11 protein-coding genes are annotated in these 15,056 nt (G+C 43.5%); 5 read left to right on the forward strand and 6 right to left on the reverse strand.

The window, feature by feature from the left end; translation table 11 throughout:
- Window positions 1-13 precede the first annotated feature (13 nt).
- Window positions 14-3,124, forward strand: coding sequence for an Ig-like domain-containing protein (locus AB3N61_RS04745; RefSeq protein ID WP_367898611.1), 3,111 nt, complete (start codon window positions 14-16; stop codon window positions 3,122-3,124).
- Window positions 3,125-3,348: 224 nt separating this feature from the next.
- Window positions 3,349-6,489, forward strand: coding sequence for an Ig-like domain-containing protein (locus AB3N61_RS04750; RefSeq protein WP_412758388.1), 3,141 nt, complete (start codon window positions 3,349-3,351; stop codon window positions 6,487-6,489).
- Window positions 6,490-6,552: 63 nt separating this feature from the next.
- On the opposite strand, the gene AB3N61_RS04755 is transcribed toward AB3N61_RS04750, so the two are convergent.
- Together AB3N61_RS04755 and AB3N61_RS04760 are read right to left on the reverse strand one after the other, a co-directional pair.
- Complete coding sequence (locus AB3N61_RS04755) at window positions 6,553-7,287, reverse strand: FecR domain-containing protein (protein WP_020771518.1); 735 nt, start codon at window positions 7,285-7,287, stop codon at window positions 6,553-6,555.
- A 10-nt stretch (window positions 7,288-7,297) separates the two neighbouring features.
- Window positions 7,298-8,740 (reverse strand): hypothetical protein, encoded by a 1,443-nt coding sequence (locus AB3N61_RS04760; protein ID WP_367898613.1) that lies wholly within the window; start codon window positions 8,738-8,740, stop codon window positions 7,298-7,300.
- Between the two features lie 305 nt (window positions 8,741-9,045).
- Between AB3N61_RS04760 and AB3N61_RS04765 the strand changes: the two genes are divergently transcribed.
- Window positions 9,046-10,011 (forward strand): sensor histidine kinase, encoded by a 966-nt coding sequence (locus tag AB3N61_RS04765; protein ID WP_020771250.1) that lies wholly within the window; start codon window positions 9,046-9,048, stop codon window positions 10,009-10,011.
- On the forward strand, window positions 10,008-10,748 hold the full coding sequence (locus AB3N61_RS04770; protein WP_020771100.1) for a LytR/AlgR family response regulator transcription factor: 741 nt from the start codon (window positions 10,008-10,010) through the stop codon (window positions 10,746-10,748). The genes AB3N61_RS04765 and AB3N61_RS04770 overlap by 4 nt, the downstream gene beginning before the upstream one ends.
- A 97-nt stretch (window positions 10,749-10,845) precedes the next feature.
- Here the strand turns inward: AB3N61_RS04770 and AB3N61_RS04775 are convergent, their stop codons facing one another.
- From AB3N61_RS04775 to AB3N61_RS04790, 4 genes are read right to left on the reverse strand one after another with little or no spacing between them, the layout of a single operon-like run.
- Entirely contained in the window at window positions 10,846-11,544 is a 699-nt protein-coding gene (locus AB3N61_RS04775) for an SDR family oxidoreductase (RefSeq protein WP_367898614.1), read from the reverse strand.
- Window positions 11,545-11,554: 10 nt separating this feature from the next.
- Window positions 11,555-12,556, reverse strand: a complete 1,002-nt coding sequence (gene corA / locus AB3N61_RS04780) for a magnesium/cobalt transporter CorA (RefSeq protein WP_367898615.1) — start codon at window positions 12,554-12,556, stop codon at window positions 11,555-11,557.
- 39 nt (window positions 12,557-12,595) lie between these two features.
- Window positions 12,596-13,147: a TetR/AcrR family transcriptional regulator gene (locus tag AB3N61_RS04785; RefSeq protein ID WP_020771102.1), complete on the reverse strand. Its 552-nt coding sequence runs from the start codon at window positions 13,145-13,147 to the stop codon at window positions 12,596-12,598.
- A 3-nt stretch (window positions 13,148-13,150) separates the two neighbouring features.
- On the reverse strand, window positions 13,151-13,954 hold the full coding sequence (locus AB3N61_RS04790; protein ID WP_367898616.1) for an aldolase/citrate lyase family protein: 804 nt from the start codon (window positions 13,952-13,954) through the stop codon (window positions 13,151-13,153).
- A 104-nt stretch (window positions 13,955-14,058) separates the two neighbouring features.
- Between AB3N61_RS04790 and lepB the strand changes: the two genes are divergently transcribed.
- Window positions 14,059-15,054, forward strand: a complete 996-nt coding sequence (gene lepB / locus AB3N61_RS04795) for a signal peptidase I (RefSeq protein WP_367898617.1) — start codon at window positions 14,059-14,061, stop codon at window positions 15,052-15,054.
- Window positions 15,055-15,056: the final 2 nt, after the last annotated feature.

The raw sequence follows: 15,056 nt of genomic DNA on the forward strand, positions 1-15,056 counted from the left end.
ACTACCGACACAAATGAAGACGCAAACATTCAAGGGATTTTTACTTATCGGTTTCACTTTATTCTTCGTATCCATTGGATGCGGGGGAGAAAAACAAGGAAGCCTATCCGATTCTATTTTTGCAAGTCTCGGGATCGCTTCCGATTCGGGAGGAAGTCTTCCTCCTAGTGCGAATTTAACTCCTTATAAGGATACGGACGAACCTGCTACACTTCCCGTTGATTTCGGTACGGCAGGTCCACAAGCATTACTTAATCTTTCTGCAACCGATCAAGTGGATCGATATAAAAGTTTGGAGATCGTTTTCTCGGAACCGATGACACAATCTACGGTGAACGGCGATTTTGTTCTGAAGGAAAAATCCGGGACCTTATTGCCCGGTCCGAGTGCAGAAAAGGGAGGAACTTTTTATTGGAAATCCGGCGGGAGATTGATCTTTGATCCATATAAGGAGCTGAAACCGAATACTACTTATCAACTGACTCTGACGGGAGCTTCGAAAGGTTTGGAAGGCGGGGATCTCCAACCTTATACTGTTGAGTTTACTACGGAACCGGATTATTTGATCAGCGCAACGTTAAACGGAACAGCCGTTGGTCCTGCAAATTCTTCCAAAGACTTGACTTATCTTGATGCCGCTCCCGGAACGATCGCGATGAATCTGAATGCAAGTTTTACCTCTCCCGTTATCGGCGCGAATACTATTCAATCTATCAAACTGAAACACTTAAGTTCTTCAGCGGAACATGTGATCTGCGCTGCTCCTCCTTGCGATATGACCGCTCCTCTTGCTTCGTCTTTGAATTTGAATTCTTTCTCCGGAGGAAAAGCAGGGTTAAAACCTTTTCAAGGTGGGAATTCTTATATTTTCGAGATCACTACAACTAACGGTAAGGTATTTCGCAGATCTTTCGGGTTCAATTACGGAAAAGTGAATACCACTCCGTATGCTTTAATCGCAAACGGCGCGGCTGCCATTGTGGATGAGGCTCAGGCCTTAAAATTATTCGGTCAGATCTTGGAAAGATTTACCAAGAATGATTATAAGATCACCGGTAAAAGTTTTTCCGATTTTTCCAACACTCCTAAAACTACCACTAAGAGAACTTCCCATTGTATAGATTATTATTCGACCGGTGGATCCGCTGTGAATTTCATCCGTAGTTTCGGTGATTCTACCGACCCTGACAATGGTGACGGTTATTGTGGTGGATCAGGTGCAAATCCGGGCGCTTTTGTCGGAAACGGATGTTTCTTGGGTTGTTCCGATTTCGATATGGACGTTTATATTACTGGGGTAAATATCCCTCCAACTACGGGAGCGGATCCTACGATTACTGCGAGTTTAAGTGTTCCCGCAAATAATAATCTCAAAGTAAACATTAACGGTCGTAAGGCGATTATCAATCTTGCTATTATTGCAAGGAACCGTAACTCTATCGGTCTGGGGCTCGTGGGAGCAGGCAATCGATTCTATTTTACCACCATCGCGGAAGTGAATTTGGGGGAAACACCGAACCCTCGTGCTGCGGTTGCAAACACAAACACTCTTGTGGATTCCAACGGAGAATTTAATATCGCGATCAAAACTCCTCTGACTGCGGCAGCTCTTCCTACAAATGTTCCAACGGACAATTTTTATACGAAAGAATGGTCCGACCACTTACGTGTAAAAAACAATGCGGGCGATCTGGATTCGGTAGACTATGTAGACTCCACTTCTTGGGCAGCGGACCTTCTATCTTCCGTGACCGCTTCCATTGCGAACGGTATGGTTCCGGCCTTAAAACCTGCAATTACTCAATCCATGTTGAGAGACGTAGTGCAAAAGGTTGCGCCTAACGCGTTGAATGCGGTAGTAACTTCGTTGGCTAATCCGGGTTTAGATGTGGTTCTCCCCGATTACCTTCCCGCTCCTCTTCAAAGTTTTCCTCTTTCCTTAAAGTTGAAATTCCAAACGGATGTGGCTCCTACGGTATCCGGAGCGAACAAAGGACTCGTGGGCTCGGCTTCCGTGGCGTTAGTGGCCAAAAATCCGCTCATCAATACCGATCCGAATTATCACGGACATCAGTTGGCTGCGGGCTTTGTAAGCACTCGTCCTATTCCGGCTGCGGATGCTTTGACTAAAACTTTTCCATTCTCGAGAAGTTCTACAAACCCTGGACTCCTTTTAACCTTGACTGCGGATACCGTTACTCAGGCTGCTTATAGTCTCTGGCAAAACGGTGCCTTAAATTTAAGGATCAATAAACCGTTTATAGATTCTATCACCGCTTATGCAGGTTCGGATCCTCTCTTCCAGTTGACACAAGAGTTAGTGAAAGTCGGAACTCTCCTGAACATTTTGGCTCCAGGTAGATCCACTTTGGTAGGTTTGAATCCTAGCGATCCTAGTAAGCTGATCCAAAACGTAAAATCTTCGGACGATGTGGACATAGATGTTTATGCGATCCATGCCCCGAACGGTGAGTTTAAGTTTGCGGGAGCGAGCGCTATTCCTTCTCTTGTCGTGAACTTTACGGATCTGGAATTGAGGATTTACGGAAGAAGGCCAAATGGGACCCAGATAGGATATCCAACTTTAAGTTCCGTTACTTGCTCCTCTGCGGCTCCGGATAATGCCGCAAACAGTTGCCGCTATCTTCTAAACACGGTGCGCGTGAGTATCAAAGGGGACGGTTCCTTTAATTTTATTCCGTTCGATAATCCGGATCCTATAGGAAAACCTCAGTATAATAATTTGAATGCTATGAGTCTTGTGATCAAAAAGGACGAGACTAGTATGGCTTATACTCTAGACATTCTGGAAGGGAATTCTGTGAATCCTTTCGGTTTGGACCCTAAGGGAATTTTCCAAGTGGTGGATCCACTCATCCGCTCCTTGATCATTCCTTTGGTGAATAACGTTTTACGTCAGGTGCCTTTGCCTAAGTCCCTTAATGTGTCCGCGATCACAAATTACACATCCGGTGCGGTTTGTAATCTTCAATCCACTACGGATAAATTGAAGCTGATCACTATTCCGATCCCGAATACGGAACCTTATCCGTATCTATTCGGAGGTCTTCAGTTCCAAGGAGCGGCGGCTACGAACCCTGGAACAGTTGTGCAATGTCCTTAATGACGTGTGAATAGGAATAAAAGAGGATTAGTATAAAGATAATATTATAAAAACAGAATAAATCCTGAACCAAGAGTTTTCTCCAAAATTGAAAATTAACTCTTAAGGGCAGGGCCGTTTTTTCGAAAGAAGAAGGTCCAGCCCGAGGTTGGTTAGGCACTTGCCGAGTGCCGACTCCCGCCGAACGCGAACGAAATTATGCGATTGAAGACTGGAGAAAAAAAATGGTTACCGGATTGGGTGAAAGTGAAAGAATTTTTATTAAACGGACGGTTGTTATAACCTGTCTGGCAGTTTCTCTTATGTTTTCGGGATGTAGAGATTCCGAAAAAGGGGGAGGAATACTCGATTCATTCTTTAGTTCTATAGGGATCCCGGTAGATGGGGGCGGATCCATTCCCGGAACTTCCAATACTATAAATTATACGGAAACGGATACCCCGGCCACTTTACCTGTCGATTTCGGGACCACAGGGCCTCAAGTCCTTCTCAATTTAGCGAACCTGACTCAGGTGGACCGTTACAAAAGTTTGGAGATTGTTTTTTCCGAACCGATGGTCGCAAGCACGGTAAAATCGGATTTTGTTCTGACTGAAGAAAACGGCACGCTTCTACCCGGACCTCCAGCCGAAAAAGGGGGAACTTTCTACTGGAAATCCGGCGGAAGATTGGTATTCGATCCTTATCGGGAATTAAAAGCGAATACTACTTATAAACTTACTTTGACTTCCGCTTCCAAAGGATTAGAGGGCGGGGACCTGCAGCCTTATACGGTAAGTTTTACTACCGAGCCTGATTACTATATTACGATGTCCTTAAACGGAACGGGAGTGGGGCCGGCAAATTCCCAAAAAGACTTAACGTATCTGGATGCAACGCCTGGGACGATCGGAATGAACTTGAATGCAAGTTTTACGAATCCTAGTAATCCGAACCAGATCCAAAGCATTAAATTAAAACATATGGGTTCGAACGCGGAACATATAATTTGTTCCGCTTCTCCTTGCGATATGACCGCTCCTATTGTTTCTTCTTTGAACTTAAACGCTTTTACAGGTCCGAAAGCCGGTCTAAAACCTTTCCAGGGTGGGAATTCATACGAGTTCCAGATCTTAACCGCGGACGGGAAAACGTTCCGTAGGTCTTTCGGATTCAATTACGGAAAAGTCAATTCTACACCCTATGATTTGATTTCCAACGCATCCGCAGCCGTTTTCGATGAAGCTCAGACTTTAAAATTATTCTCTAATATTCTTCAAAAATTCGCTCGCGCGGATTTTAAGATCACGAATAAGACATTTAATGATTTTTCAGGATCACCAAAAACCACTGACATTGCTCCTCTTCGGGATCCGGACGGAAACGGTAACTTTTCGGATAGACGATGTATCGATTTTTGGTCCATTACGGCGAATGATTTTCCGATCTCTGTCAATTATGTGAGAACCTATGGTGATATGGCCGGCCAATTCGGGAACGGTTATTGCGGTATCGCAGGAAATACTGGTGCATTCAATATTACCGCAAGCTTTCTCGGAAGCCTTCCTATGTGGTTGGACGTTTATATCAATAATGTAGTCGTTCCTCCTTTAGCTCCGGATAATAGTACGAATATCACAGACTCGATCTACGTCCAAGCAGACGGAGTAATGGGGATTGATCTAAACGGAAAAAGATCGGTCATCGATCTGACTACGATAGGGTATTCACATGATTGTACGGGTTTAGCTTGTTTGCTCGGTAATGACGATACGTATGGTTTTTCGACCACCGCTACGTTAAACCTGAACTCTCCATATACTTCTCGTTTGGCGAGAGCGAAGGCAAACGCAAGTTTTGATACGAACGGAAAGATCGCAGTTGCGATCAGAACTCCTTATACACCTACGGATCCGATCACCGGGAATTTTTACGTTTCCGAATGGACTAATAATCTGAGTGTAGCGGGTGTAAATTTATTAGCTGCAACGGATACCCTAGGCTCTTGGCTTTCTCCTATTACGGAAAGTGTGGCGAATAACGCGGTTCCTCAGGCGACACCTTACATTACACAATCTATGCTGAGAGATATTGTGGAAAGGGTTTCCGTGGAAGCGATGAACGCGGTGTTGGTTTCTCTAAATAATCCCGGCTTGGATGTTACCTTGCCCGATTACCTGCCTGCTCCTTTGAGTAATTTTCCTTTGTCTTTAAGACTTATGGCCCAGAACGATGCAGTGGTAAAATCGGACGGAACAAACAAAGGGATACTCACTTCCGCAAGTGTTTCTTTGGTGGCTAAAAATCCGATCGCAAATACGGATCCGAACTATCATGGGCATCAATTAGCTACGGGTTTTGTGAGCACTCGCCCTATTCCCGCCGGTACTGCAATGGCAAAAACTTATCCATTCTCCAGAAGTAACGCGAATCCCGGATTACTTCTTACTTTGAATGCGGATACGGTTACTCAAGCAGCTTATAGTCTTTGGCAAAACGGCGCTTTAAATTTAAGGATTAATAAACAATTTATAAACCAGATTAAGCAGTATGCCGGTTCAGATCCATTGTTCGAATTGACCCAAGAGTTGGTGAAAGTTGGGACCTTGCTGAATATTTTATCTCCAGGTAGACCTTTAGTAGGTTTAAAACCCGGCGATCCTACTAAATTTGTCCCAAGTGTCAGCGCAACGGATGATGTGGATATAGACGTTTATGCGATCCACGCTCCGAATGGAGAATTTAAATTCGGAGGAGCAAACGCTCTCCCTATCTTGGTAGTGAATTTTACGGATTTGGAATTAAGGATTTATGGAAGAAGGCTTCCCGGAACGGATGTAGGCGACGGAAGTTTTTTACCTTGTAGTGCGGCAGCCGCAGATAACGCGGCAAATAGCTGCCGATATCTACTCAATACCGTGCGTGTAAGTATAAAAGGAGACGGAGCTTTCAATTTTATTCCGTTTGATAATCCGGATCCTGTAGGAAAACCGCAGTACAATAATTTAAACGCTATGAGTTTAGTGATCCGAAAAGATGAAGCTAGTATGTCTTATACGATGGATATTTTAGAAGGACCTACATTTAATCCCTTCGGTCTGGACCCGAAAGGAATTTTCCAAGTAGTGGATCCTCTCATCCGCTCTTTGATCGTTCCATTGGTGAATAACGTATTACGCCAAGTTCCTCTGCCTAGTTCCTTGGCCTTGGACGCGATCACGAATGTCAGTTCTGGGAACAAATGTAATCTACAATCAACCACCGATAAGTTGAAATTGGTCACTATTCCTATTCCGAATTCGGAATCATACCCTTACCTTTTCGGAGGACTTCAGTTCCAAGGTACATTCGCCTCCAATCCTGGAAACGCGATTGTCTGCCCTTAGGATAAAAAAGAGGCTCGGACTTCCGAGCCTCTTACGCATTCCAAAATCTTAATGGTATAAGATTTACATCTTTCCTCCGCCATAGGTCTCATCACTTGGAACCGAATTTTCCGGTGTCCAACCTTGAGGAATATGGCAGGATAGACAGTTCTTTAAGGAAATATTCTTTTTCATCAAGTCCTTGAAAGGAGGAAGAGATTTGAATTTTACGATAATTCCCTCGTATGAACTTCTTTTCGGTTCCGCTCCGTCTCCCGGATAATATCCGCCGTTTCCTTTTTCCTGCATAGTCCCGTCTTTCGGATCACCTGTCCCGTTCATCAAAACTTTGCCTTCACAAGTGCAGAATGAAGAATCCTTGGTCTTATGGTCGTGAAAAGCGGAGAATGCGGTTCCTCTAACGCCTGCAGTGGTAGTCGGAGTCCGAACCTCGAATTTTTTACCTTTTAGGTTCACAAGTTGGAACCAGGCAAATCCGCTTTGAACTTCCAGTTGACCGTCCTTGGATTCGTTATATAGACTCGAAATTTTCAGTTTTGTATTCGGTAGGATTTTAAACTCCGAACCCTTGTAGAGTAGGGTCGTTTTGGAGGCATTTCCAGTGGAGACAATATCCCCTTCGGAGACCAGGTCTCCTTGTTTTAGGATGTTCCAACCTCCTTTACCTCCTTTTTGCAATTGTACCTTTCCGACTAGGAAGGAAACTCTTGCGTCCTTTTCTTTGTTCTCTTGGCTCACTAAAACCAAGGCACCGATGGACAGTGTTAAGCTCAAGATCATCCAAACTTTCAGTTTCATAAACTTCTCCTTAAAATTCGATGGTGGTCCAAAGAGTTAGCTCTTTGGACAGGCGGCCATAGGATACGATCCCGTTATTTGCACCGCCTTGGAATTGTTGTAAATATTCCGCTTTAGTCCTTTCGTTCCCGGACCCGTCCACATAAGATTGTTCTCGGTTTCCGTCCTTATCCCTGTTCCTGGATTCCGTATATCCAAGGGCAATACGTAAAGAATCCGTAATATTCCATTCCATGAATACTGAACCTCTTCTAAAGGAAGAGCGGACAGAATAACCGGAAGAATTTACCTGAGGGCCTATGGTATTGGTTTGTATATTCCAATAATCCGATTCAGGACTTCCCGGCATGATCTGGTTTATTTGAGCTCGGTTTGCGGAAAGTATTCCGTCTCTTCCGCTTCCTCCTTCTAATCTACCCACGATCCTAAGATCCCCCCATCCTAGAGACAACCATGCGTATGCCGCAGTGCCGGTGGAGTCCAAACCCGGAGTAACAGCTCCGAACGGATTGGAAATGTCTCGGACTTCGCCGCCTTTTTGTTTTCTAAACACGTATCCAAGTCCAAAGTTAAGAATTTTTTTACGATCAAAATTAGCTTCAAGAGCATAAGAGTCACTTTCTAAGGAACGAACATCTTTCCTAAGGGTGGTAGCAAGATTATTATCCGAGGCAAGACATGCGGTTCCTTCCTTACAATCGGAAGAAGTTGCACCCGTTAAATTTGCCGATCGGTAAAAGAAATGAAGTCCTATCCGATTCTCATCGCCTATTTTAGGTTCGTAAGAAACTCTGGAGGAAAGATCGAAACCTGTGGAGTCGGTGTTCTGGGTCTGCCTGTAACCTTCTCCATTGGAAAGAACAACCTGAGCGGATACGTTATCCCATTTTCCCGTTCCACCTAACCCGATATCGGCGGGGGCAGGAGCAAATCCCAGGCTTTCCAGAGGTCCTCTATCCACATACCTCCATCTCCAGTAATTTTTCCATTGTGTATAAGTATGGGGAAGTTCCTGCATTCCGAAAGTCAGAGAATATTCTCCTAATCCGGTTTCCCAGGTCTTTCGAACAAGAGCCCTTCTAATCCCTAAAATATAAGGATTGGATTTGGCCCCTCCATCCATTCTCGTATCTGCGCTTACTTGTGCGGAACGTAATAATTCTCCCCATAATTCCAGGCTGACACCGGTTTCCTTAAATTCTTTATTGATGGTCAAAAGGGTCCAAGGTGTCGAGAAGCCGGGCTCCTCGTTCAAATAGGTGTTGGTAAGACCGGAGCCCCCATCTCTCATTCTCTGGTTATAAGAAGGAGAGAGAATACCGCCTATCTTCAAACCGTAAAAGCCATCCGGTTCGTCCTTCTTGGTTGTTACGATTTCCTCTGCGGATAAATGTACGGATCCCATAATAAAACAAGCTGCGGTGATCAGTTTTCTAATTGATGTCTTTTTCAAAGAGGTCCCCCTCGATTACTTGCCGACAAAAGTCGTAAAGAAAAAATTTCGTTTAGATAAACCTATCCTTCTTCTCTTGTCTACCAGACTTTCTTTTTAACAAAGGGGTCGATCCGATTTCCGTAGTTTCTGCTCGATCGGAATAAACGATACTTTCCCTGGAATAAGATTGTAAAAAGGGGATCGACGGGTTACAAGAATACGAGATCAGTGGAGTCGGAACCGGAAAAAATTTTTCGACCATCTATTCTATGCGCACTTTCAAGATATTGTTCTGGCTAACCATTAATACCGTGATCGGAACGATGAATTCGCTGTTAGTCGCTCATAATTCCCACGCACCTTTTTGGAAGGTGTTCTTGGCCACCCAGGTGACCACACATTGTGTATGTTCCATAGTGGAATTTTCGGTGGAATTTTTGAACCGAATGAACAGGGGAGCATTTTTTACCGGTGCCTTCTTAGTCGTCGCTTCGGTGATTGCATCGGTGCTGGGAGTCGCTTCAGGCGGGATCATTCACGTATTATTATTGGCCGGAGAAGGGGTGGAAAGACCTCACGGAGGGTCTTATAATATTCTCCTAAGCAGCCTGATATTGGCGTTATTCATTTCCTTTTTGGAAAAATCCATGCAGATCCTGATCGAAAGAAGAAAGAAGATGGAAACTGAACTGAAGGATATCCAATACAGGACCTTTCAGAATCGAATGGATCCACATTATCTATTCAATACCTTGAACACTATCCATTCCCTACTCATGACGGATCCGCAAAAAGCGGATAACGCACTTATTCTACTTTCGGAGACGTACAGGTTTTTATCAGATAGGATCTTCGAAAAAACTATCCCTTTCTCGGAAGAATGGGATTTTACGGTAAATTATCTGGAATTACAAAGGATACGGTTTTCGGATTCTTTGACGATCAAGATCAAAAAAGTGGGAGACTTTTCCAGACTTAGGATACCTCCTCTCACTTTACAACCGTTAGTGGAAAATAGTTTTAAACACGGATTAGAAAATCGTTCCGAGGCAGGGATATTAGAGATCAGTGCGACCGAAACTTTCGGAAGGATAAAAATAGAGATTAAAAATAACGGGAACGAAAAACAGGAACATCATCTTTTGCCTGAATATAAAAAATCCGAATTTTCTCGTACCTTAAATAATATAAAATCCAGGTTAGAGTATAATTTCGGAGAAGCGGAACTCAAATTAGAAAAAGACAAATTTGGAATCACCACATTACGACTGGAATTCGCATCAAGATGAATAGCGTGCTATATAAGGTTTTAGTGATAGAGGACGAAGTCCCCGCCAGGGACCTGCTCCGAAAATTTTTGGAATATTGGCCCCAATTTGAAGTGTGCGGGATCGCAAGAACAGGCTCTCAGGCAATCGATCTCCTAAAAAAAGAAAAATTCGATTTGGTCTTTTTGGATATCAATCTTCCCGAAAAAACGGGACTACAGGTATTGGAAGAAATAGGGGAAAATCTCCCGGTTTTGGTATTCACAACTGCTTATAGGGAACATACACTAAAGGCGTTCGAGGTGGGAGCCTGCGATTATCTTTTGAAACCTTACACGAAAGAAAGATTTGCTTCTTGTATGGAAAGAGCGCTTCACCATCTGCAATTAAAGTCGATATCCAATTCCAGAGCAAACGGAGAGCCGGATCCAGTATTTGTTTTTCGTGACGGAGGTTTGATCCATCGTGTCTTGTATGCGGATCTATACTATCTTACCGCTAACGGCAAACGTTCGGTTCTTCATACCAAGGACGGGGATTATGAGACTGCAAAGTTACTAGGTGATCTAGAGAAAGAATTACCTAAGACGGATTTTTTGCGAATTCATAGAAAACATATGGTAAATCGAAATCTTGTCTCTGCTGCAAAATCCCAAGCGGGTGGTGCATATACGATCTATCTGAAAGACGAGGATGAGACCAATCTTCCGGTGGGCCGGGAATTTGTGGAAGGAGTGAAAAGCCTTTTCGGGAAGTAAGGCGCAGGTTTTAAAAATGTTTAGTAAGAGTTATTCGCGCTGAGACGCGAAACTGTAGAGTTAGGAATTCCTACAAATCTATCTCCGCGCGAAATGCTCACCAAGGGATCTCTTTTTTATCTCTCAGAAAAACACCGGAAGGACCACTCTTATCTAATTGAGCGGCCCAAACAATCGTCTCGGCACCATGTTCTACCGAGCGAGTTGCCGACTTACCGCCCATATCCGTTCTTACCCAACCGGGACAAACGGAATTCACTTTGATATCCTTGCCGGAAGATTCTGAATGTAGGATACGAGTCAAAGCGTTCAGCGCCGTTTTAGAAATACGATATGCAGCATATCCGGAACTCATATCGTAAAGTTGGCCCATCCCGGAGCTAACGTTTACGATTCTTCCGTAACCGTTCTTTTTCATTACGCCTAAGATCTTTTGGGAAAGAAGGAAAGGACCTATGAGATTCGTATCCAAGGTTCCTTGCAACATTTCTAATGTAGTATTTTCGATGGATCCGCTATCCAGATACACGCCGGCGTTATTCACAAGAATGTCGATTTTCGGATATTTAGAAAGCACATCATTTAGGAAAGTTCGGATGGAATTCGGATCGGAGACGTCCAAGGCAAAACTTTCCGCAGATCCTCCTTCTTGACGGATGGAGACGACCGTTTTTTCGGAATCTTCTTTTTTGCGGGAAGCGCAAACAATGTGGATCCCCGACTTGGCAAGTTGTTTGGAAACTTCTTTGCCTATACCTCGGCTTGCGCCGGTTACGATTGCGATTTTTTTGTCCATAAGAGTTGGACTAATCTTTGAACCAATTTTTATATTTAAAATATAAAATCATAACGCTAGGGATGGCCAGCATTGTGATCAAAGAGGCGCTTAGGACCAGCTTGTTCTCATAGGGAAGTTCCGTAAAATTCATACCGAAAAAACCGGTCAAAAAGGTAAGCGGCATAAAGATCATGGAGACCAGTGTAAGACGCTTGATAATGTCGTTTGTTTTTTGGGAAAGAAAGGAAAAGTAGGCATCCATAGAGTTTCCGATCAGATCCCTATCCATATCGATGGTTTCCACGAGCCTACTCAGATGGTCGTATACGTCCCTAAAATAAAAACGTACCCTTTCCGAAAGGAATTTTTCCTCGTGTCTCATGATCAGATTGAGCACTTCTCGTTGGGGAGAAAGGACCCTTCTCATCCTGACCAAATTCCTTTTTACATATAATATATTCGTAATGAAATCCGGTTCAATTTCGCTGATCAGGATCTGATTTTCCAAGTCCGTGATCTGTTCAGAGATCTGGTCCAGGATCGGAAAATTGGAATCCACTAAAAGGTCGAATAATAGGTAGAGAACGTGGTCCGTTCCTTTGGAGATGAAATTTTGGTCGGCAAGAGTCCGGTTCCAAAGGGAGTCAATCAAAGGTTCCTTATGTTCATGAACGGAAACGATAAATTTACGATTGAAAAATACGTGAGTTTCCGTCGCGGAAAACGACTGTTCTCCTTCCGACCTGAAACTATGTAGAACAATAAAAGCATGATCCTCATAATCTTCGAACTTAGGCCTTTGGTTTCGGTTCATACAATCTTCTATCGCAAGATCATGGAATCCGCAGTTTTTAGATAAGAAAACCAAATCTTCGGGACTTGGGTCTTCCACATCTAACCAGACTTTTTCCTTGTTCAGGGTCTTTTTTAATGAGAAGTTCTTTAAAAAAGTAGCATCCGCTTTTCGGACTATCGCTTTTGTGGAGGAGTTTTTTACTTTTGGATTGGGGAAGGAGAGGAAGCGTATCATCAGATTATCCTAATACGACTCTTTCCTAACCTGTGGAGTTTAGGTGTTCTCCAATGCGTAAACGATATACGCGCGGAAATCTTCCAGGGTGAATTCTCTCTTGTTGGTCAAATGATTGATCATATAACCTATGATGGCGGAGGTAAGATTTTTCACTTCGAACTCGGTGTAATTCGGCTTCAAGGCCAGGATGATCTTTTTGGAATTTTCATAAAAGATCAGATTTACCAAATGAATATTGCGTTTTTTTAATCTATGGATCTTGGGTTGAAGCATAAGGCTCCAATACAATCGGAGATATTCCTCGTTCTCCTTTACTAATTTAATGATCTGTCCGCCCAAAAATTGGATCAACTCGGCTTTATTCTCGGTGGAGTTCAATTTTTCAGGGAGATATTTTTTTAGGATCGTATCATGAGATTCGATGATCCCTTCTAAGATCGATTCCTTGGATTCGAAATAACGATAGGCAAGGCCCAAGGATAAGCCGGCTCTCTGTGCGATTTGCCTCATAGTAGAGCCGTGATACCCTTGTTCGGAAAATAATTTGAGGGACGTTCTTAGGATTAGGTCTCTTGTATCTTTGGCCATTGTTTACCGAATGGAATAGAGAACCTTTCTAGATCCGATCCTTTCCCGATTGGTTTCCATTCTATTCTTATAACCGTAGGCCTTCTCGGGTTTTAATAGAGAGAATAGATCGTACAGTTCGATCTCGAATTGTAGCATAACTTCTGCGACTTCTTCCGGAAATTTTTCCAGAGATTTTACGGCGTCCACGCAAACATGCCTGGAGTTGATCTTGTCCGGGCGGATCTCTTCGGCGATCTTTCTGAAATTCTGCTTAGTGATCGTTCCGCCCACGGAAGTTTTTTTGCCTCTATCTTTGGATATGGCAATGATTGTGCGAGTGACTTTCATCACTTCTTTATCGTCCGGGATCATACCCATAGAAGCGGAAAGATCCGATCTTGCGGCAGTTACCTGATCCAAATCATCGAACGCACTCGAGTCGGCGATCTCTAATAAATTTTTATAACCTGTGATCGTCTCCAGGTTGATGGCCTTAGTAACTTTGGAATAAGTCACAGGACTTAGCATACTTTTGAGAGTAGAAATAAAATTTTTCAGAGCATAAGAAGATTCGATCATAGGTGCGGAAATCCCTTCGATCTCTTCTTTAACGAGCATACGAATATCGGTCCTAGCTTCGGGCCCGCCGATCTTTACGGTGACCGGAACCAGATCCTTCGCCACGATATGGAGCGCTCGGATCTCGTCCGAATCCATATCTTCCGTTTCCGTGCCTCCCTTCAGTCCTACGATGGGATAACTCTGTTTCAAAGAAATCAGGTGGCGGCGAAGTTCGATAATTTTGCGGTCTATCTGCTCTTTCACGTTTCTAGTATCGTCCGTTTCTAAAAAACAGTAACGATTTTTGGGAAAAAAGCTGCTTCGTCTTCCGAATTGACGGGAAATGCCGATCCCGTATCAATAGACCTATGAGCCAGCCGAAGGGCAGTACCTTTTTGAAAAAACTTCCTACTTGGATCCAGGAACTATTCGGAGAAGAATCCGTAGATTCCACTCTCTCTTTCTTTTTTATCGTTTTATTAGTTTTAGCTTTTAAATCTTCCGTGTTGGATGCGAACAATATTCCCTCGGGATCCATGCTTCCTACTTTGAAGATAGGGGATTTTCTATTCGTAAACAAGATGAGATATTCTCTCCGACTTCCTTTTACGGATATAGAACTAAAAAGATATGATGATCCTAAAAGAGGGGATATCGTAACCTTTATCCCTCCCGATGGAGCCGTTTCTCCCGAAGAAAAGGAAGGATTGTTCCCGAAAAGATTCGTAAAAAGAGTGATCGGTCTTCCTGGCGATAGGATCCGTATCGTAAAGGTATTACATGAGAGAGATGGATTTCCTACAGTCTATGGTAAGATAGAATACATGGAAAAAGGAAGTACTACCTTCTCCTCTTATGATTTTAAGGACGAAGAGAAGGGAAATCTATTCGACGACTTGGACGACGATGCCGCTGTTCAATATTATCTTTTTAAAGAAAAGAAACCGGGCTTCGAGCATTATGTAATCGAAGGGAATACGCGTCCTTATGCCCATGAGTTTAAAGATGCGGAATGTTTCCAAATTACGGGTTGTGTGATCCCGGATGATCATTACATGATGATGGGAGACAACCGCACAAATTCCTCCGACTCTAGATTTTGGGGATTCGTTCCCAGGGACAATATACTAGGAAAGGCGGCATTGATCTATTTCTCCATCAACTGGAAGGACCATGTTTGCGCTTATAAAAGTGCGGAAGACCTCGGAATGAACGGGGACTCTGCTCAAAAATACGATCCGGAAGAATTTAAATCGAAATGTGGCGATATCGGTTCTAATATGAATTGGTTCAAGAGTACTATATTCTACAGAATTCCCAGAATGCAGGTCCGCTGGTATCGTATCGGAACCGTATTAGAATAAAT

The organism is Leptospira sp. WS58.C1 (genome assembly GCF_040833995.1).
Taxonomy (GTDB): Bacteria; Spirochaetota; Leptospiria; order Leptospirales; family Leptospiraceae; genus Leptospira_B; species Leptospira_B cinconiae.

Coding starts and splice junctions, on each gene's coding strand:
- AB3N61_RS04775 (WP_367898614.1), bottom strand. CDS start 11,544: ATGGACAAAAAAATCGCAATCGTAACCGGCGCAAGCCGAGGTATAGGC.
- AB3N61_RS04785 (WP_020771102.1), bottom strand. CDS start 13,147: ATGGCCAAAGATACAAGAGACCTAATCCTAAGAACGTCCCTCAAATTA.
- lepB (WP_367898617.1), top strand. CDS start 14,059: ATGAGCCAGCCGAAGGGCAGTACCTTTTTGAAAAAACTTCCTACTTGG.
- AB3N61_RS04770 (WP_020771100.1), top strand. CDS start 10,008: ATGAATAGCGTGCTATATAAGGTTTTAGTGATAGAGGACGAAGTCCCC.
- AB3N61_RS04750 (WP_412758388.1), top strand. CDS start 3,349: ATGGTTACCGGATTGGGTGAAAGTGAAAGAATTTTTATTAAACGGACG.
- AB3N61_RS04745 (WP_367898611.1), top strand. CDS start 14: ATGAAGACGCAAACATTCAAGGGATTTTTACTTATCGGTTTCACTTTA.
- AB3N61_RS04755 (WP_020771518.1), bottom strand. CDS start 7,287: ATGAAACTGAAAGTTTGGATGATCTTGAGCTTAACACTGTCCATCGGT.
- AB3N61_RS04765 (WP_020771250.1), top strand. CDS start 9,046: ATGAATTCGCTGTTAGTCGCTCATAATTCCCACGCACCTTTTTGGAAG.
- corA (WP_367898615.1), bottom strand. CDS start 12,556: ATGATACGCTTCCTCTCCTTCCCCAATCCAAAAGTAAAAAACTCCTCC.